The organism is Paenibacillus graminis (genome assembly GCF_000758705.1).
In the GTDB taxonomy this organism is placed as follows: domain Bacteria; phylum Bacillota; class Bacilli; order Paenibacillales; family Paenibacillaceae; genus Paenibacillus_AQ; species Paenibacillus_AQ graminis.
The window spans coordinates 1,353,036-1,372,081 of the sequence record NZ_CP009287.1 but is presented as its reverse complement, the minus strand read 5'-3'; the positions used below and the strand labels follow the sequence as shown (position 1 = coordinate 1,372,081).

The following is a 19,046-nucleotide window of genomic DNA, read 5'->3' as shown; positions in this document are numbered from 1 at the left end:
GCATTCGCGGAAAGGGCGCTTGGGCGGATGCCCATATAAATCCGAAGTAACAGATCACCCTCTGATGAAATACCACAAAATAACGAGCTTCATATATTTGAGCAATATATATTGACTAAATATATATCATAATGATATATTGTGTTCGCGGTATACAATACTTCTGACCTACAAGGAGGTTAAATTTTGAACAGTCAAGATGTTATTTTAGGCATGCTTATGAAAGAAGCGTTGACTGGATACCAAATAAAACAGTTATTAGAAACTGTATTCTCTAATTTCTATAGTTCTAGTTATGGGACGATCTATCCCACACTTGCCCGAATGGAAAAGGAGGGGTTGATTACTAAGGAAAATGTGCTCCAGGACGGTAAGCCTAACAAAAATGTTCTAAACATAACGCCTAAAGGCAGGGATTGTTTTAACGCCTATTTATTAGGCCCGCTCGAAGGAGACAGCATCAGGAAATCCGATTTTATGATGAGGCTTTATTTTGGTGAATTCGTCGGGTATGACAAGGTGATGATTTGGTTGAAGCAAGCCCAAGAGGAATCACACACAAAATTAGATCAATTACTTGACCAATATTCGCTTTATAAGGATGAAATGCATCCAGCCCAGATCATCTGCATCCAAATTGGGATAGAAGAATATAAGGCTAAGCTTACGACCATTGCCGAGGGATTGGTGAGCCTGGAGAAGTTAGTGCAAGAGTAGAGCTGAAGTGAATCCATATGCTTATGCAGTAAGTTTTCTACAAACATATTGAAGATGTAACGCTCATCTAACTTTTAGGAGGAATTGTTATGAAAACAATTTTTATCACGGGTGCTTCATCGGGCATTGGGAGAGCTACAGTAAAACATTTTGCTGAAAGAGGATGGAACGTAGCAGCCACGATGCGCTCACCTGAACAAGAAACTGAATTCATTACACTAGATAATGTATTGGTGCTGAGGCTTGATGTTGAGAAAGAAGATACTATTCACTCTGCGTTAGCCGAAGCGACTCTGCGGTTTGGAAAAATTGATGTTCTTCTCAATAATGCCGGATATGGAACAATGGGTCTTATAGAAGCAGCTACGGATGAGCAAATTAGAAGACAGTTTGAAGTGAACGTTTTTGGTCTTATCCGTATGACTAAAGCCATGCTGCCACATTTTAGATCTAACCAAGAAGGTTTGCTGATCAATATCTCTTCTATGGGAGGGAAAGTGACTTTTCCTACGATGTCTCTGTATCATTCATCCAAATTTGCCGTGGAGGGTTTTTCTGAGTCGGTATCTTATGAATTAGCCTCACAAAACATCAAAGTAAAGTTGATTGAACCAGGTGCTATTCATACAGACTTTGGCGGAAGATCGATGGAATTCTTTTTTAATGACGCATTAACAGACTATAAGCTATTTACTACTGCGTTTCGGGGTAAATTGGGTGAAATGGAAAAACACCCGGCATACGCTTCGCCTCCAGAAATTGTTGCCGAAACCATATACCAAGCGGCCACAGACGGTACAAGTCAATTCCGGTATGTAGTGGGAGAAGATGCCAAGATGCTCATTCATATGAAAGAAAATACGGATGAAGAAGAGTATTTAACGAATATAGCCCGGCATTTTTCTTGAAAAAGAGAACATCCGAACATAACAGTAACAAATTTCCGCCGCTACTTATGATACGGAAGTCATCGCCACTATTGATGATGCGGATCACCACACAGCGGCGCAGTCGCATCTGGTGGTTACGCATGCTGCAGCCCGCAGATTCCCGCTCATTTACAAAGAAGGGTTTCCCCGAGTCCAGCGGACTTAGGGAAACCCTTCTTTTCCTCCAATAATCGTTCCTCCAAGGAGGCAATGCCCCCCTGCTTGTGAAATCCTCTTAACGTGTCCGGCTGTGGTCTCTCAGTACCTCACTATGATTGTTCACCTTTACATTACCCGTCTTATCTACCCGGGCTTCCTCACGTTTAACCGTATCTTTAACCTGCTCTGTCTCTTGAATTTCACGTTTATGAACGTCCACTTCACCGGTGACCACCGTATTCTTATTAACCTGGACCTGTTCTTCGCTTACAGGAATACGAATCGTCTCCTCAGCTCCGACGGGTTCTGCTGTGGAATCATTATTAATGGAATGGCGTTCGATGACAATTTCTTCATGGCTGACTGGAACATTAATCGTTTTCTGCTCTTCAACAATTTCCTTCCGCACGTTCACTTCACCGGTCTGCACTTTATTTTTGGAAACGTCAAGCTGTTCTTCCCGCAAGCGCAGCTTACGCGCTTCATCGCGCTCTGACTCTCGGTCAGCCCAATCAGCAGACCGTGTGTTGTCCAGTGCACTGTCCATGCCTTCCCGTGAGCCGGAATAGACATTTCCCGTCATCCCAGGCCGGTTCACATCATCCAGCCTTCTGCTCTCCGGAAGATCATTCACCGGTGCGGAATTCATCGTATCCAGTCCAGTATCCTCGCGTCCCTCCAACCCGGAGCCATTGAATGCGGCATCTACGGTGTCACTTACTGAATGCCGGGCATTCGCCGCTGCCTCACCTTCAGGAATTGCCTTCTCTATATAACGGTCGGCATTAGCAGAGTTATGGCTGCGGAATACCGAGTACACATCATTGGCCCGCGTACTGTCTGCATCCACCATGACCAGAATGCGGCCTTCGTCCACATAATGATCATAGCTTTCTGCCTCATCCTCCGGTATGCCAAGCCCAATCAACCCGCCGACAAGTCCCCCGGTTCCGGCACCTACCGCAGCTCCCGCCAGCGTTGCCGCAATGGGCCCCGCCGCAAGAATCGGTCCGATTCCCGGAATGGCCAGTGCGCCAATGCCTGCCAGAAGCCCGGTCACACCGCCCAGCACGCCGCCAGTCGCCGCACCTGAAGCCATTCCCTCAGGGGCTTTGGTGCCTGTCTCCTCATTAATTGCATCGGCATCCTGTTTATTTCTTGCAATCACCGAGATATCCTCTGTCAGAAATCCGCGGCTTTTCAGCTCCTCAATGGCTTGTGAAGCTTCATGTTCGGTATGGAATACACCTACAATTTTCTTGTTCATAACGATTCCCTCCTGATAGCTTTTTATTGGGTGTCAATTCATCATGCAGCTTATTTTACACCTCTTACTTAACCAAACGCTCAGGGCCTAAACTGGGAAATCTCCGTTTCCAAACTGAATCCACAAAAGAATTTCTGAAACAGGAAATAATTCGGGAAATACCTAAAAAGACACATTTTGATCAATTTTTTTGAATCCAGGTCAGATAATCTAACGCAAATATCCTGGATTTCACCCATTTGTTAAGCCTTTTGGAACATTGACCGCTACCCCATTACAGATGATGCAAAAGGGACTATACTCCTCGTAAGACAGGTCAGCTATTATGACTCGATCAAGGAGGCTCAGGTATGAATATGCGACTCAAGGTGCTGAAGAAGCACCTGCTCTTCTGCTGCAGCGAGCACTGCAACAATCAGGATGTGGAAGATGTCATGCAGGAATTCAAAGAACAGCTCGTCGGGAAGGGGATTAACAAAACCGTCAAAATCAACAAAACCAGCTGTCTCGGCCTATGCGGCAACGGCCCTTTTGTGATTGTCTATCCCGACGGCATCTGGTATTACAATGTGACTACAGATGATGTGGAACGTATTGTAGAGGAGCATCTGGTGAATGGCGAACCTGTCGAAGAACTGGTAATGCTCAAAATGGAAGCCTGAAGCCTGGTACCTGCCCGCGCCGGGCTGGCTGCATGGTTATGATTCTGTGTACTTAAACGCCCCGTTTAACCTCTCCTTATCTAAAATCCTGCAAGTCCCGCCCACAGCCTGGGGCCTGGGACTTTTTGCAGTTGATCACCCTTGGATAATCTAATGTATAATAGGGGATGTCTTTCAAGGTAATTGCCTGGAGCCATCCTACACTGAAAAGAGGCTGAAGCATGGCCATATTCAAATATAATCCAGAGCGCCCTTTCCGGGGCAATCCCGATCTTCACCTTCATTATTGGGGACGTGAAGAGTGTGCTCCCGGACACAGCGTCGGCCCCGGCGTGCGGGATTTGTACAAAATCCATTTCATTCATGCCGGAACCGGCCAAGTCACTGTCGGGAGAGAAACCCACATCCTGCAGCCCGGGCAGGCCTTCCTGACTTACCCTCATATCCTTACTCATTATGCCGCAGATACGGCGAAGCCCTGGACTTATTCGTGGGTTGCTTTTACGGGGGAAGAGATTGGCTATCTGCTGTCCAAAACCTCGCTTTCGCCGGAGCATCCCGTCTTCCCGATGGATGATTTGCTGATGCCTGCACTCTATGACCGGCTTAGCACGGCTGCAGACCATAAGGACAGTCTTGATTTGCCTCTAAAGGCGATCATGTATGAATTCTTCGGGCTGCTGGTGCGACTGGTTCCGGCGGCTGCCAACCCCATCCCGCTTCCCCGCCAAAAGAGCATCTACGTGGAGCAGTGTCTGCACTATCTGCATGCCCATTACTGTGAGAATGTGACTGTAGAGCGCATGTCCTCCTCCCTGAAGCTGGACCGCAAATATTTATCGGCATTGTTCAAAAAAACCGTCGGCCTGCCGCCGCAGCAGTACCTGCTTAATTTCCGCATCGCCAAGGCATGTGAGCTGCTGACGGAGACCCCTTGCACAATCGGTGAAATTTCACGCTCCGTGGGCTATCAGGACCCGCTGCTGTTCTCCCGCATGTTCAAGAAAGTCAAAGGCTGCTCACCCAAGGAGTACCGCATCCGCCATGCCGGGAATGACATTGTTCTATAAACTTCTTCCTTGCTGACATACGTTTGTTCCTGCGCTTCGGCTACAATAAAAGTGAAGCGGAATCAGGAAATGAAATGTATGCCAACAAAACCTTAAGGAGGAAACAATCCAATGTATCTTGCAAATCCTGAACGTTACGACCAGATGAAATATAACCGAACCGGCCGCAGCGGCCTGCTCCTGCCGGCAATCTCGCTTGGACTGTGGCATAACTTTGGCGGCAATGATGTGTTTGAGAACGGCCGCGCCATGATCAGAAGGGCCTTTGACCTGGGGATTACCCACTTCGACCTGGCTAACAACTACGGTCCGCCGGCCGGGTCCGCCGAGGAAACCTTTGGACAGATTCTGCGAAAAGATCTCGCCGCCTACCGCGACGAGCTGATCATCTCCAGCAAAGCCGGCTACTACATGTGGCCAGGCCCTTACGGCGAATGGGGTTCGAAGAAATACCTCGTTTCCAGCCTCGACCAGAGCCTGAAACGGATGGGACTGGACTATGTGGATATATACTACCATCACCGTCCCGACCCGAACACACCGCTGGAAGAAACGATGGCTGCACTGGATCTGCTGGTGCGCCAGGGCAAGGCGCTGTATGTCGGCATCTCCAACTACAATGCCGAAGATGCGCGTGAAGCAGCGCAGATTCTGCGCCGCCTCGGCACGCCTTGTCTGATCCATCAGCCGAATTATTCCATGATGTCGCGCTGGATTGAAGACGGGCTCCAGGATGTGCTCGCTGAGGAAGGCATCGGCACCATCGCCTTCTCGCCGCTGCAAAAAGGCATCCTGACCGACCGCTACCTCAAAGGCATCACACCGGATTCCCGCGCGGCCGGACCAAGCGTATTCCTCTCCGAGAAGGAAATCACCGCAGAGGTCATTGGCAAAGTAAGCAAGCTGAACGATCTCGCTGCCGCACGCGGGCAGAAAATGTCGCAGCTGGCCTTGTCATGGGTTCTCCGTGGCGGCAAAGTGACTTCAGCCCTGATCGGCGCAAGCCGGGTCAGCCAGATCGAAGATGCGGTGGCCTCCCTGAACGCGCCTGAGCTCAGCGCGGAGGAGCTGGAGCAAATCGAGAATATTTTGCGGGGATAACCCCCAAGACCAACTTTGAAAGGACCGCCGATGAAGACAAACCGTTTAGGAAATTCCGATCTCTATATAAGCGCCATGGGACTCGGCTGCATGTCCCTCGGGACAGATGAAACGAAGGCTGCCGCGATCATTCATGAGGCACTGGAGCTGGGCATCAACTTCCTGGATACTGCCGACCTCTATGATGAAGGGCGGAATGAAGAAATTATCGGCCAGGCGCTGCGCGGGCGCCGCGCGAATGTCATTCTTGCCACCAAAGTGGGCAACCGCAGAATCCCCGGACAAGAAGGCTGGAGCTGGGACCCTTCCAAAGCCTATATCCAATCGGCAGTAAAGGAGAGTCTGCGCCGACTGCAGACCGATTATATAGATCTGTACCAGTTGCACGGAGGAACTCTCGAAGATCCGATCGACGAGACGATTGAAGCCTTTGAGGAACTGAAGCAGGAAGGCCTCATCCGGTATTATGGCATCTCCTCCATTCGTCCGAATGTAATCCGCGAATATGTCTCCCGCTCCCATATCGTCAGCGTCATGAGCCAGTACAGCATCCTGGACCGCCGGCCGGAGGAAGCGGTACTGCCGCTGCTGGAACAGCATGGCATTGGCCTGATTGCCCGGGGGCCGCTGGCCGGGGGCATATTAACCGGGCATGGCGGCAGCAAAGCACACCGGGAGTACCTGGGTTACAGCAGCGAGGAGCTGCCGTTGCTCCATGAACGCCTGCTGGAGCAGACCGGCCCCTCCCGTACCCTCACTGAGGCGGCCCTGCATTATCCGCTGGCAAGCCCGGCGGTGGCTGCGATTATTCCGGGCGCGAGCAGCCTGGAGCAGCTGCGGTTGAATGCATCGGCAGCTGCGTCGGCCCCGCTTACCCCGGCAGAGCTGGCAGCCGTCCGGGCCGCCAGCAAAAGCAACCGGTACGCGCAGCACCGGTAGAGCAGCAGAGCAGCAAATGCCAAAGAGGCTGTCCTTGAGCGGTTAAGTTCTAACCGTACAAGACAGCCTCTTGTTCCCTTCACTCACGCATAAACTTGGGTAATATACACCATCACCAGCAGCCCGAAGATAAAGGAATAGGTGGACGGGCGTTCGTAGCCATGACCGTGGCTCTCGGGAATAAGTTCCTTGTAGGCGATGAAGAGCATTGCTCCGGCAGCAAACGCCAGCCCGTACCCTACCACATTCTGCACATAGCTGGCTGTAAAATAACCGATGACCGCCGACACCATCTCCATGAGGCCGGTCAAGGCGGCCATGATCAACGCTTTTCGCCGGGTCGCTTGGGAATTGAGCAGAAACACCGCCAGAATAAGCCCCTCCGGCATGTTCTGTGCCCCGATGGCAATCGCCACCATGGGACCGAGACTGGCCTGCTCACTGGCATAGCTGAAGCCCGTACTGAGGCCTTCGGGAATATTATGAATGAACAGCGCGATCAGCACGAGCAGCGCTTTGGAATCCATGTTGGTGAAGCCGGGTTTATTCTCCACATCAATATGCGGGATATTATTCTCTATTAGATCGAGCAGCAGCACACCGGTAATCAGGCCCAGGGTCAGGGCGATAATTCCCGACTCCTTGATCGCCTGCGGCATTAACCCAAAGGTGGATGCAGATACCATGATTCCGGCGGTGAAGGCGACCAGCACATCCTTCCACAGCTCGGACAATCTTCGGACAAACAGAATGGGAACTACCCCAAGCACAGTAGCCATAGCCGATAAAAAGCTGCCAAAAAGCGCAGTTGCCAAGTCTTCAACCCCTTTGGTGGACAGGACTCCTAGACCCAGCTTATGCGATTAGCAGTCTTAGTTATGTCTAATAATTTCCATTTTCCTTCCGCTGCTCTGGCACAAGCTGCAAATACATAAGATCCTCGTCCAGATATTCCTCACCCAGCTTCATTGCCTTCGGCTCTGTGCCGTAGCAGATAAAACCCAGAGATTCGTACAGCCGTTTGGCGGGCAGGTTCGTGGAGGTAAGAGACAGGTTAAGGATTTCCAGACCCGGCAATGCTGCGGCCCGGCTAATCAGTTCCAGCATCAAGAGCCGTCCCACTCCCTGCTGGCGGGCACCCGGATCAACATATACGGAGTATACATGGGCTTTATGACGGATCTTCGGTCTGCTTTCACGGAAAAAAGTGATGATGCCCACCAGCTTCTCCTCTGCATCAAAAGCTCCCAGTGTAAAATGATCATCCGCCGGCTCCAGTCTGATCCGTATAGTGACAATGGAGATTTTGAGCTCGGATTCATATGTGCTGAGAAAAGCCTCCGGGTTCTGCAGCAGCGACTGCAGCCGGAGCCCGCGGTAAATCTCCGCATCGGCGGAAGTCAGTGTTCTTATGTACAAGGCTTTGCCTCCTCACTGTGTTTTGTTAAAAAATTCTTCCTTCTATCATTATATCGGCTCCCCCTGGTACGGGCCCTGCTGTATTTCTAAATTGACAAAAAGGCTGGATTTAGGTATATTTATTTGTGTTAAATTAAATTTTGCAAAATATAAATATTTATTGCGTACTAATCCAACGAAAATGAGGGAATGGTTATGATGATCTTAAGTACAATACTCGTAGCGCTCGTAGCACTTGAACATGTGTATATTTTAGTTCTGGAGATGTTTATGTGGACTACCCCAAGAGCGCAGAAGGCGTTCGGGACCACTAGTCAGCTCGCCCGGGATACGAAATCGCTCGCGGCCAACCAAGGGCTCTATAACGGCTTTCTGGCCGCCGGTTTAGCGTGGGGCTTGCTCCATCCGAACGGCACGTTCGGGTTTCAGCTTCAGCTGTTCTTTCTAATCTGTGTTGGTGTTGCAGCGGTCTATGGCAGCATCACTGCCAAGAAATCGATTCTGTTCGTCCAGGGCCTTCCGGCCTTCGCGGCTATTCTCGCTGTTGTTCTGGCCAATCTGTAAACCCTTTTCTGCAAAATAAAGGCCATCCTTTGCCGGATGGCCTTTAGAACATGCTGCATTCCCCTTGGTTGGGGACTTTTTATTAATCCAGCAATGCTGCCTGCCGCTTGTAATGATCCTCGATCACCAGGCAGGCCATGGCTTCAATCACCGGCACAATGCGGGGGCAGATGCAGGGATCATGCCTGCCTTTGGTCGTAATCTCCCGTTCATTGCCGTCGGTGCCGATGGTCCGTTGGGGGACTGAAATCGAAGAGGTCGGCTTGACCGCCACCCGGAATACGATGTCTGCCCCTGTGCTGATGCCGCCGATGACCCCTCCGGCATGGTTCGTCTGAAATCCGTTTGCGTCCATCTGATCGTTGTGTTCACTTCCAAGCATGGCTGCAGCTTGGAAGCCCGCACCAAATTCAATGCCTTTGACCGCCCCGATGGAGAGCATGGCCCGGGCAAGTTCTGCATCCAGCTTGTCAAACACAGGCTCCCCAAGTCCCGCCAGGACGCCGCTAATCCGGCATTCAACAATTCCCCCGCAGCTGTCGCCCTTGGCAGCCAACTCTTCGATCCGCTTAACCATGCGTTCTGCCGCCGCAGGATCGCACGCCCGTACCACGTTGGATTCGATCACCTCCGGGTCAAATGTCCCGCAGCGGATACCGCCGATTTCGGTTGTATAAGCCAGTACCTTCACGCTCCTGTGCTCCAGCAGCTTGCGCGCAACCGCCCCCGCAGCCACACGGCCCGCCGTCTCCCTGCCTGAAGCCCTGCCACTCCCGCGATAGTCACGAACCCCATACTTCTTCTCGTAGGTGAAATCCGCATGCCCGGGCCGGTACATCGATTTAATATCGTCGTACGCTGACGGACGCATGTCTGTATTGTCCAGCATAATGCATAGTGGTGTACCTGTTGTCCGGCCTTCGAAGAGGCCTGATAAGATGCGGATCTTATCATATTCCTTCCGTGGAGTCGTGACGGAAGATTGCCCTGGTCTTCTCCGGTCCATCTGAGCTTGGATGTATGCTTCATCCAATTCGACACCAGGGGTAACGCCCTCCACAATAGCACCTACGGATTCTCCATGGGATTCTCCGAACGTGGTCACTTTTAATCTTTCCCCAAACGTGCTTCCCGCCATTTTAATACACCCCTGTTCTTAGAGTTCCTTCTTCATCAGTCTAAGGGTATACTTGAAATAAATGAAATTGTAATATTCAGCATTTGTCATAGAGAGGATTGATAACAAGTGATAGTCAACAGTGAATGGTACCGTATTTTTCTCTATGCCGCTGATTGTTCCAATCTAACCAAAGCTGCACACAACCTCAATATGACGCAGCCCTCGGTCAGCTACGCGATCAAGCAGCTGGAAGAAGCCCTTGGAGTCCGGTTGTTTGACCGGTTATCCAAGGGCGTCCGCTTAACACAAGAAGGACAAACTCTGCATCTGCATGTCCGGCAAGCCTTCGGGGAACTTGACTCCGCTGAGCGCCACATGAAGAATATGAAGCAGTATCGTGAAGGCAGGCTGCGAATCGGGGCAAACGGGGCAATCATTAAAGACTTCATCGTCCCCCTGCTCGACCAGTTTCATGCCCGCTATCCCAAGATTCACATTCAATTGTCGCAGGAGAAGACCAGCCTTATCCTGGAACGGTTGAAGCGGGGATCGTTGGACCTCGGCTACATTTATTTGCCCGTATCCGACGAAGAGATTCAGATCGTCGCCTCCCATACCTCACCTTTTTGCGTGGCTGTTGGAGCCGCCTTCGCAGACTGGGCACGGGAACCCCTGCCGACGGAACGGTTAACGGAGCTTCCGCTTCTGATGCTGTCCCCGGGCAGCACCACGCGTTCCTTCATTGAAGGATGGTTCCGGTCCCAGGGGATCGAAGTCGAAGCCGACTTTGAACTGAACAGCCTGGAAATGCTCACTGAATTTGCCGAGCGGGGATACGGTGCGGCATTCCTGCCGCGGGCTTTGGTAGCGTCCCGTATTGCGGGAGGGTCCTTAGTGGAGCTTCGCACGGCAGTTCCCATTCCCGACCGCCATATCGGCATTGCTGTCCACAGGCATTCGTCCCGGTCACTTGCGGCTGAGGCTTTCTTGGAGATGTAACTCTTATATAGATTGAACTATAGTTTAACATTGTGGGGTATGGTCGTAACTACGGGGAATGTTTGGACTTCCAGCCGCTGTTGTCGTAAGAATTTCTTGATTGAACCGCCTTTAGCGGTTGAAATCCGGTGACAAAGGCGGACGCATTCGCTCTTCCAGTTCCAAACTTCCCCTCCGCACTTCTACCCTTTTTATGAATTTTTTAAGTTCAACTTATATAGATAGTGATTATTTTACAGCGATATAAATCTGCAGCTCTGTGTTTGCCGGATCAAAATTCCTGGCATCATAAAGCTCAAAGTCGCCTGTGTAGGCTCTCTTCTCTGGGGATTCCTTGAAATACGCCCAAATCTCGTGCCACGCCTGTGCCACCACTTCATACACAGGCCCTTTTTTCGTCGTGAATACCATGTATTTACTCTCGGGGATGGTTACAACGACGTGATTCTTTTCATCGGGGAGCGATTCATTGCTTGATTCATTCCCAATCACAACGGTATAAGCTCCGTTAGCGTCGCTCTCATAATCCGTGTACACTGCGTAAATGAAATGCGGATTTTCGCCTCCCGCCGCAGATAAGAGATTGCTCTGAAAGTAGGTTTCCCACAGCTTAGGCAATCTCCCCTCCGGTCCTGCCTCTTCTGCGTTTGTTGTACGGACAGCAACTCCAGTTATTATCAATTTTTGTTTGTGAATTGTATAAGTGTTCATTGGCCACTCTCCTCTTACACTGAATTGTACAATAAGAAAGTTGACAACTTACTGTCATGTTCAGGATATGCAGCCAATCCATGCTTAAGATATACCTCTGCGGGCTTGCCATTCACAGCAATTCATACAAAGATGTATCTACCGCCTGAATAAATGGGGTCCATTCCCCTGCCGAGTACAGCAAAAGCCGGTGCATAGCCCGTGTACATGCTGTATAAAAAAGCTTGCGCTCATTCTCCCGGTGATAAGACTGCAAGGAGGCATCGTAAATCAACACCGCATCAAATTCAACCCCCTTAGCGAGATATGCGGGAATGACCAGTATACCCTTTTCAAAAGTGGGCGTGTTCTTTGTGATCAGCCGCAGTTCTTTGACACCCCCGGCCGCTAGAGCCTCATAGGCTTCTGTACTCCCGGCAGCGGTTTTCGAAATCACTGCAATGGATGTATAACCTTCAGCCTGAAGCGCCGCGATATCTGCTGCGATCTGTTCCACCCGCCGCCCGCTGGTCTCCAGCCCCGCGAGGATCGGCTTCCTGCCGCTTCTCTCAAAAGGTACAATGGCTTCTCCGCCCGGCAAAAGCGGCTTCGTGAACTCCACAATTTCACGGGTAGAACGGTAACTGCGGACAAGAAGAAACTGGCTGGTGTCCTCCTCGCCAAAGAGCCGGACCAACGGTGAGCCGGTCCCGTGCAGGTTCGTTGCCTGTGTAAAGATGGCCTGACTGAAATCGCCCAGCACGGTCATCCGGGCACGGGGAAAGAGTCTCTTGAGGAACTCATACTGAAACATCGAATAATCCTGACCTTCATCGACGAATATATGCCGCACCTGAGTGTTGGTCCGGGTACCTTCGACAAGTTCTTTTAGATATAAATAAGGTGTAGCATCTTCATAAAACAGTTCGTTCCGGCTCAGCTTATCTTTGGTATACACGCATATTTCCGGCCAAAGCTCCGGTACCTCAGCTTCATCTGTCATCTCCCTGTATGCTGCTTCACTGCTGAACAACTGGCTATACAGCCCAAGCATATCTATAAACGAGAATTGCTTTACATTCCGTCTCAGGGGTTTGAATTGCTCTTTCACGATCATCCGGCTAAGCAGCTCTTCCTCCCGCTCGGCAAAATCAAAATCGCCCTCATCCGGGCGGCGCTTGTTGCGCAGCATTTCATCGATTCGGGCATATTTTTCGGCAAAGTCAAACACTCCCTGGTCTTTGTGCAGCATACTGAATGCTTCAGCATACTGTTCCCCATCCAGATAGTTAAGCTCCTCCTGCACCCAGTCTGCTTCCTGCTCCTTCCTCTCCAGTCGGGCCAGTTCCTGCAGCAGCCATTTCTGTACAAGTGTGACACGGTTCGTCAGGCGGATAGAAGCATCGTAGCTGTAAAATTTGGCTTTGATCTGCTCATCAGAGATCAGTACGCGATCCTGGAAACGGATGCTGACAAACTTCATGCCTTCCTGCTCCAGCCACACCGAATACCCGCGGAGCGCCTGAAGATAGGCTTCCGATGCTTTATATTGGATTCCATGCATACGGGCCTTATATTCTTGAGCCTGCTGCCCGGTCAGCACATATTCGATCTGATCAAACGGGTCCTCCAGGCGAAATGTTGATCCGAGCCAATATTCCAGATATTCCTGGAAGGTGGTCTGCTGCATGTTTTCCTCCCCTAGCTCAGGAAGAACAGTCGAAACGTAGCTGTTGAACATGGGGTTAGGCGAGAAAAGAACAATCTGATCCGCCGTAAGCCTTTCGCGGTGTTTATACAGCAGGTAAGCTACGCGCTGCAGCGCTGCAGAGGTTTTCCCGCTTCCGGCTGCCCCTTGCACAATGAGCAATTTGCTTTTATCGTTGCGGATAATGGCGTTCTGCTCTTTTTGAATCGTCGCCACGATGCTCTTCATTTGCGCATCTGCCCCTCCACCGAGCACCTGCTGGAGCAATTCGTCGCCGATGGTTAAACTTGAATCGAACATATGCTGGAGATGGCCGCCGCGGATCTGGTATTGACGCTTCAGGCTCATGGTTCCTGTGATGCGCCCTCCCGGTGTTTCATAGGCTGCCGTGCCCGGAGGATAGTCATAGTAAAGACTTGCAATAGGAGTACGCCAGTCATACACCAGGAAGCTCAGACCATCCGCATCGGCGAAGGAGGACACCCCGATATACACTTGCTCCGTAATCCCCTGGCCATCTTCCAGAAAATCAACGCGCCCAAAATAAGGAGATGGCAGCAGCCGGTTCATATTTCCCCACTGCTGCACGAGCCGTCTATGGCTGCGTTCCCGTTCGGACAACATTGCGGATTGCTGGTTAATTGTGAAAAACGTTTCTTCGAAATCTTCGTCCGTACTGGTGTTGACCGTAACCTCTTCCCAGAATCTTTTGCGGATATCCGCCGCCTGATCCTTTAATTGGCCTATCTTGGGCTCAAGGTCAACGATTGTAGATTTCAGTTTTTCCTTAACGATCTCCAGCCGCTGCTGCTCCTGCTGCCATTCATTCAAGTTCATCATCTCCTGAATACACTCCTTCTCAAACGTAGTCAGATAAAAAAAGGACTGTTGACAAAATGCAATTCCATCTGCTACAATAAAGATGTAAATAAAATACGATACTTGTATCTTTATTGAAAAAATATCGACAGTTCTTCAACTTTAACATAATGCTTATTTGTTTGCAATAATTTTACTATCGCAACCTGGCGCTTTTGCCGGGTTTTTTTGATTCCTGCCAAAGCTGTATGCCCCGGCTTGCTCCGAGTTTAGCAGCCCGGCTGAAGGAAAGCGTACCCGAATGGCAGGTTATTATTAAAAAGAGATACCTCTTCGAGGTATCCCTAGAAATTCCTTTTACTATTCCCCCACCTTTGGCTTTATCGGGAGCAACAGGTCCAGCTGCACACATTTATCAATGTCTTCATTGCTCAAATGATATTGATTGATGTAGTTTAAATGTTCTTCTATTGAGCCATTCATGCAATCGGGATCACCCCACTCCGGTTCATATTCATTACTGTTGGTTATCTCACTTATTGTCAGCAGTTCCATAGCGCCTCCTTTCAATGAACAGCTTAAAGTACGACACGGCGTCAAAGTCAACTAGTTGTATTATACGATAATGTATCACATCAAAAATGGCGGCATCTGGGAAGTTAAGCCCTTTGCCGCCATTTTCATTGTTGCCCAAACCCATAAAATAGCTGCTTGGGAGAGCCTGTTGTTGAGATAAAATACCTGGCTATACTTTAGCTCTTAGAAATTCAACTGGAAATTCGTAATCTGGAGCGTTCCCACTGATACGGCTTCACCCGTTCCGGCGTATACCTTAAATTGAACTCCTCTTACGTCAATTGCATTTTCCAATGCGGCATTATTACTCCAATTTGTTTTTGCCGATTTCCAAACCGGGGAATTAAACGCATATACGACATCGACCGATTCACCAGGAGCGATAATCCTTTCAACTGTAGGATCGGCTGCTGTTTGGCCTCCTGTCTCCTGCCAAACCCAGCCGCCTCCGGTCCTTACTACCAGAGATACATGAATAGCATCCGTTCCGGTATTAGTCAGGGTACTGGAAACGCTTGCATATTTTGTCCAGTCATCGCCAATCCCCAGACCAGGCTTAGTTTCAGTAGCTACACCTGCTGCAATCGTATCGCTTATCGTTGATTTATATTTTACAAAGAGAGTTTCTCCATCCAATCCGCTGGATTCATTCCCTGTATAAGAGGATTCGACAAGATTCCATGGATAGAAGCTGGCTGTTTTGGGGCGGTTCATTTCGGCGATCGTCGAAGCGTACGCTGTCGGCTCCAGATCAAAACTGACGGTATGCAATTGAAGGCTGCCCGCTAACCCTCCGCTTCCGCTTTGTACACGTAAAATAAAACGGTTTACATCTTTATTCGTGAGACCCGTCAAAGGTACTGTAGCAATCATTGTAGTTTTCGCAGGGACTTTAATGTACTGTCCCAATTCAACCCATTTCCAGTTGCCGTCTTTGACAATCGGTTGGATCTGAACCTCAGCTGCATTAGGATTGGATAGAATGAGATTCATATTAGTGTAATTACTCCAATCTCCGGCAGGCTTCGGATCTACCTGAAAGCTTGGGTAGTTCTCCGTTTGCAGATTAAAGCTCATATTCAATCCGCCATTTTCAAGGTAAGTCAGCTCAGCAGCTGTAGGCGTAGCCGGTTTGTCTGCACCATTAATGCCAACATACCAAGTGGTATAATTGTCGATAATCCCCGGATTAATGACTTGAACATTGCCGGGATCGCCCGTAGTTATTTGAACAGCGTTGCTTGCGGCCGATTCATTGCCTGCATCATCAAACGCCTTAACCGAAAAGGTATAAGCCGTTGTACCTTTCAAACCGGACGCTGTATAGCTTGTCGTTGCACTGGTGCCCTGCAGTACTCCGCCCACATAGATGTTGTAGCCGGCAACGCCAATGTTGTCTGTTGACGCGGTCCAGGTCAGCTTTGCTGTTGTGATTGCGGGCACCACAACAAGTCCTGCCGGCGCTGTAGGCGCTGTTTTATCATTGCTGTCAGAAGTTGTTATACTCACAGCATTACTTGCAGCAGACAGGTTGCCTGCAGCATCAATCGCTTTTACTGTAAATACATAAACCGTATTTGCTTTGAGGCCTGTCACAGTGTAGTTAGTAGTCGGGCTGATATGAACCAAAGTTCCATCCCGGTAAATATTATATCCAGCTACACCTACATTGTCTGTTGAACCCGTCCAAGTCAGCGCAACTGTGGAATGTGTTGGTGATGTGCCGGATAAATCCGCAGGTGCTGTCGGTGCCTGATTATCGGATGTGTCTTCAAATACCGAACTCCGCTTCGAGGTGGCTTTAATCCCGTTTGGCCCGTTGATGATGGCATTCCCTTGTTCAGTATAGCTGGTCCCTGCCCAGTCGTTTGACATATCCAGATACTCCAGCCCTGTACCATTTCCTTTCCAGGACCATCCGAGATACCCGACGCCCTTTTGCTGGGAATAACTCATAATTGTCGCTTCATCGACATCTCCGTTAGTATGCTTTATTCCGAATTCACCGATAACCAGCGCCAAATTCTTATTTAATACATTGTCAATGTTACTCTTAACTGTTGCTGCGTTTCCTCCTGCGTATTCATACATATGAATCGAGAACATCGTATTTTTCTGGGGGTCTGCATTAAAAACCTGTGTCCCATAATCAATTATGGATTGCGGATATTGCCCCCAGCCTGCTCCGTCAACCATAATGGTGTTCTTAATACCGGCATTTCTAAGCTTCGGTATTACAGAAGTATACCCTTTGGCCCAGTTTGCCCCATCCCATGTGCCGTACCACTCATTTGCGATGTTAAGGATAACGGTTTTTTCTTTACCGATGAGCGCACTTTTCATTTCAATCCAGTAATTTGCAATATTATTAAGTACAGCTTGACTATCAGAGCCGGTCCCGTCATGGACTTCGACGACTGCCACCATTTTATTCTGTTCACACAAGGTGATCAGATTTTGTATGGCTGCCAAACTGTCTTTTGACCATTGCTGCCCGTCTGATAGTACAATTCTTACGGTGTTAGCACCTGTTTTGGCTATTGCCGGGATGGCAACAGATACTTGGTCCTTGTACCAATTGTGGGCGTGGTTAATCCCCCTCATCACAAATGGTTTTCCGTTAGCATCATATAATGTGGTTCCGTTAATATAGAATCCCGGGTGTGTCGAACCTGCACTGGTTGTTACACTCAGCGCCGCGCTTGCTGCGGATATATTCATTGCTGCGTCTTTCGCCTTTACTGTGAAGCTGTATGCTGTATTCGCCTTCAAGCCGGTAACAGTATAGCTTGTTGTTGTACTGGACCCGGCTAGCGCCGTCCCGTTATAAATGTCGTACCCTGTTACTCCCACGTTGTCCGTGGATGCTGTCCAAGTAAGGCTTACGCTTGTTTCCGTTTTTGAGGTGCTTTTAAGGTCTGTTGGCGGGGTTGGTGGTGTGGTGTCTGCGGATGCACTAGTTGTTACACTCAGAGCCGTGCTTGCCGCTGATATATTCATTGCTGCGTCTTTCGCCTTTACTGTGAAACTGTATGCTGTATTGGCCGTCAAGCCGGTAATAGTATAGTTTGTTGTTGTGCTGGAACCGGCCAGCGCCGTTCCGTTATAAATGTCGTACCCTGTTACTCCCACGTTGTCCGTGGATGCCGTCCAAGTAAGGTTTACACTGGTTGCCGTTTTTGAGGAGCTCTTAAGGTCTGTTGGAGGGGTTGGTGGTGTGGTGTCAGCGGTAGTTGTGATCTGCGTAAATTTCCATCTCTGTTGAGCATTCCCGTTATCCGTCCACTGCTGAACATTGGCTCCGTCTGCGGTTGAGCCTCCTGCCACATCCAATGTTTTACCGCTGCTTTTTGCGATTAATTTGTAATAGCCGCCTCCTGCATCAATAATTTTCCACTGCTGTGTGACAGCACCGTTATCCGTCCACTGCTGCACATTGGCTCCATCTGCAGTTGAGGGGCCTGCTGCATCCAATGCCTTACCGCTGGATTGGGCGATCAATTTATAGAATCCATTGCCAACATCAATGACCTTCCACTTTTGCTGGGGGTTTCCATTATCCGTCCACTGCTGCACGTTAGCTCCGTCTGAAGCAGAGCCTCCTGCCACATCCAGGTTTTTGCCGCTATGCTGTGCTGTAAGCTTATAAACTGCACCGGATATAATTCCAGTATCCACCGGCCCGCTATCCGAATACACTTCAAAATCCCAAAGAGAATACCCATATTCAGTAGCCCTTTGTGTTCCATACATTCTTACATATCTTGCATTTGTTGCTGCAAAAGAAATATTATCAATCCCTCCGTCTCCTGTTGTAGTGGAGTAAACCGTAGTCCAATTGCTGTTATCTGCGGATACCTGAATTTGGTACGCTTTAGCGTAGGCAACCTCCCAGTTCAGCTTAACACCACTTACATTGTTTGCGCTTCCAAGATCAACACTGATCCACTGGGGATCGGAATAATTAGATGACCACCTTGTTGAAGCGTTTCCATCAACAGCCCTATCCGGTGTTTTTGTGGAATCCTCACTTGAGCTTGCCGTTGCAGTTTTGTTAGCTGCGATGTTAGTTGCTGCCCTCGCCTCCATTGGCGGTACCATCCCCGTAAGCAAACCAAACATCATAATAAAAGCCAAAATTTTCTTCAAGCAACATCCCTCCCATTAATGAATAAGTCATACATTGGATACACTTTTCACTTTCGTTTGAATGAAACTGATAAAAAGTCTCCCTCCTTTCCTCATTATCCGCAAAATGAAAGCGCTATCTTCTTTAAATGGACCAGAAGAGCGCTTAAGGCGGCATG

At 49.5% G+C, this 19,046-nt stretch carries 16 protein-coding genes; 8 read left to right on the top strand and 8 right to left on the bottom strand.

Annotation, left to right across the window (positions count from 1 at the left end; translation table 11 throughout):
* Nucleotides 1-186 precede the first annotated feature (186 nt).
* Nucleotides 187-717: a PadR family transcriptional regulator gene (locus PGRAT_RS05825; protein WP_025707900.1), complete on the top strand. Its 531-nt coding sequence runs from the start codon at nucleotides 187-189 to the stop codon at nucleotides 715-717.
* Nucleotides 718-806: 89 nt separating this feature from the next.
* Entirely contained in the window at nucleotides 807-1,625 is an 819-nt protein-coding gene (locus PGRAT_RS05820) for an SDR family oxidoreductase (RefSeq protein ID WP_025707899.1), read from the top strand.
* 256 nt (nucleotides 1,626-1,881) lie between these two features.
* On the opposite strand, the gene PGRAT_RS34865 is transcribed toward PGRAT_RS05820, so the two are convergent.
* Nucleotides 1,882-3,072 (bottom strand): YsnF/AvaK domain-containing protein, encoded by a 1,191-nt coding sequence (locus PGRAT_RS34865; protein ID WP_025707898.1) that lies wholly within the window; start codon nucleotides 3,070-3,072, stop codon nucleotides 1,882-1,884.
* A 350-nt stretch (nucleotides 3,073-3,422) separates the two neighbouring features.
* Between PGRAT_RS34865 and PGRAT_RS05810 the strand changes: the two genes are divergently transcribed.
* The 4 genes from PGRAT_RS05810 (at nucleotide 3,423) to PGRAT_RS05795 (ending at nucleotide 6,844) form a co-directional block, all read left to right on the top strand.
* Complete coding sequence (locus PGRAT_RS05810; protein WP_025707897.1) at nucleotides 3,423-3,734, top strand: (2Fe-2S) ferredoxin domain-containing protein; 312 nt, start codon at nucleotides 3,423-3,425, stop codon at nucleotides 3,732-3,734.
* A gap of 221 nt (nucleotides 3,735-3,955) precedes the next feature.
* Nucleotides 3,956-4,804, top strand: coding sequence for an AraC family transcriptional regulator (locus tag PGRAT_RS05805; RefSeq protein WP_025707896.1), 849 nt, complete (start codon nucleotides 3,956-3,958; stop codon nucleotides 4,802-4,804).
* Between the two features lie 111 nt (nucleotides 4,805-4,915).
* Nucleotides 4,916-5,905 (top strand): aldo/keto reductase, encoded by a 990-nt coding sequence (locus PGRAT_RS05800; protein ID WP_025707895.1) that lies wholly within the window; start codon nucleotides 4,916-4,918, stop codon nucleotides 5,903-5,905.
* A 30-nt stretch (nucleotides 5,906-5,935) separates the two neighbouring features.
* Nucleotides 5,936-6,844 (top strand): aldo/keto reductase, encoded by a 909-nt coding sequence (locus tag PGRAT_RS05795; RefSeq protein WP_025707894.1) that lies wholly within the window; start codon nucleotides 5,936-5,938, stop codon nucleotides 6,842-6,844.
* Nucleotides 6,845-6,927: 83 nt separating this feature from the next.
* Here PGRAT_RS05795 and PGRAT_RS05790 read toward each other — a convergent pair whose 3' ends face one another.
* Together PGRAT_RS05790 and PGRAT_RS05785 are read right to left on the bottom strand one after the other, a co-directional pair.
* Nucleotides 6,928-7,659, bottom strand: a complete 732-nt coding sequence (locus PGRAT_RS05790) for a ZIP family metal transporter (protein ID WP_025707893.1) — start codon at nucleotides 7,657-7,659, stop codon at nucleotides 6,928-6,930.
* Between the two features lie 67 nt (nucleotides 7,660-7,726).
* Nucleotides 7,727-8,263, bottom strand: a complete 537-nt coding sequence (locus tag PGRAT_RS05785; RefSeq protein ID WP_025707892.1) for a GNAT family N-acetyltransferase — start codon at nucleotides 8,261-8,263, stop codon at nucleotides 7,727-7,729.
* Between the two features lie 195 nt (nucleotides 8,264-8,458).
* Between PGRAT_RS05785 and PGRAT_RS05780 the strand changes: the two genes are divergently transcribed.
* Complete coding sequence (locus PGRAT_RS05780; protein WP_025707891.1) at nucleotides 8,459-8,827, top strand: DUF1304 domain-containing protein; 369 nt, start codon at nucleotides 8,459-8,461, stop codon at nucleotides 8,825-8,827.
* Between the two features lie 82 nt (nucleotides 8,828-8,909).
* Here the strand turns inward: PGRAT_RS05780 and aroC are convergent, their stop codons facing one another.
* Complete coding sequence (aroC, locus tag PGRAT_RS05775; RefSeq protein WP_042266188.1) at nucleotides 8,910-9,965, bottom strand: chorismate synthase; 1,056 nt, start codon at nucleotides 9,963-9,965, stop codon at nucleotides 8,910-8,912.
* Nucleotides 9,966-10,073: 108 nt separating this feature from the next.
* Here aroC and PGRAT_RS05770 point away from each other — a divergent pair, with 108 nt between their 5' ends.
* Nucleotides 10,074-10,946 (top strand): LysR family transcriptional regulator, encoded by an 873-nt coding sequence (locus PGRAT_RS05770; protein WP_051424790.1) that lies wholly within the window; start codon nucleotides 10,074-10,076, stop codon nucleotides 10,944-10,946.
* A 228-nt stretch (nucleotides 10,947-11,174) separates the two neighbouring features.
* Here PGRAT_RS05770 and PGRAT_RS05765 read toward each other — a convergent pair whose 3' ends face one another.
* The 4 genes from PGRAT_RS05765 to PGRAT_RS35050 all read right to left on the bottom strand — a co-directional run bounded on the left by PGRAT_RS05765 (nucleotide 11,175) and on the right by PGRAT_RS35050 (nucleotide 18,888).
* Nucleotides 11,175-11,657 (bottom strand): GyrI-like domain-containing protein, encoded by a 483-nt coding sequence (locus PGRAT_RS05765; protein ID WP_025707889.1) that lies wholly within the window; start codon nucleotides 11,655-11,657, stop codon nucleotides 11,175-11,177.
* Between the two features lie 112 nt (nucleotides 11,658-11,769).
* Nucleotides 11,770-14,181, bottom strand: a complete 2,412-nt coding sequence (gene helD, locus PGRAT_RS05760; RefSeq protein WP_042267856.1) for an RNA polymerase recycling motor HelD — start codon at nucleotides 14,179-14,181, stop codon at nucleotides 11,770-11,772.
* A 342-nt stretch (nucleotides 14,182-14,523) separates the two neighbouring features.
* Complete coding sequence (locus PGRAT_RS05755) at nucleotides 14,524-14,718, bottom strand: hypothetical protein (RefSeq protein ID WP_025703141.1); 195 nt, start codon at nucleotides 14,716-14,718, stop codon at nucleotides 14,524-14,526.
* Between the two features lie 204 nt (nucleotides 14,719-14,922).
* Nucleotides 14,923-18,888 (bottom strand): fibronectin type III domain-containing protein, encoded by a 3,966-nt coding sequence (locus PGRAT_RS35050; RefSeq protein WP_081954734.1) that lies wholly within the window; start codon nucleotides 18,886-18,888, stop codon nucleotides 14,923-14,925.
* Nucleotides 18,889-19,046: the final 158 nt, after the last annotated feature.

Excerpts from the sequence above, each read along its gene's own strand:
- PGRAT_RS05820 (WP_025707899.1), top strand. The coding sequence starts at position 807 with ATGAAAACAATTTTTATCACGGGTGCTTCATCGGGCATTGGGAGAGCT.
- PGRAT_RS34865 (WP_025707898.1), bottom strand. The coding sequence starts at position 3,072 with ATGAACAAGAAAATTGTAGGTGTATTCCATACCGAACATGAAGCTTCA.
- PGRAT_RS05810 (WP_025707897.1), top strand. The coding sequence starts at position 3,423 with ATGAATATGCGACTCAAGGTGCTGAAGAAGCACCTGCTCTTCTGCTGC.
- PGRAT_RS05805 (WP_025707896.1), top strand. The coding sequence starts at position 3,956 with ATGGCCATATTCAAATATAATCCAGAGCGCCCTTTCCGGGGCAATCCC.
- PGRAT_RS05800 (WP_025707895.1), top strand. The coding sequence starts at position 4,916 with ATGTATCTTGCAAATCCTGAACGTTACGACCAGATGAAATATAACCGA.
- PGRAT_RS05795 (WP_025707894.1), top strand. The coding sequence starts at position 5,936 with ATGAAGACAAACCGTTTAGGAAATTCCGATCTCTATATAAGCGCCATG.
- PGRAT_RS05780 (WP_025707891.1), top strand. The coding sequence starts at position 8,459 with ATGATGATCTTAAGTACAATACTCGTAGCGCTCGTAGCACTTGAACAT.
- aroC (WP_042266188.1), bottom strand. The coding sequence starts at position 9,965 with ATGGCGGGAAGCACGTTTGGGGAAAGATTAAAAGTGACCACGTTCGGA.
- PGRAT_RS05765 (WP_025707889.1), bottom strand. The coding sequence starts at position 11,657 with ATGAACACTTATACAATTCACAAACAAAAATTGATAATAACTGGAGTT.
- helD (WP_042267856.1), bottom strand. The coding sequence starts at position 14,181 with ATGAACTTGAATGAATGGCAGCAGGAGCAGCAGCGGCTGGAGATCGTT.
- PGRAT_RS05755 (WP_025703141.1), bottom strand. The coding sequence starts at position 14,718 with ATGGAACTGCTGACAATAAGTGAGATAACCAACAGTAATGAATATGAA.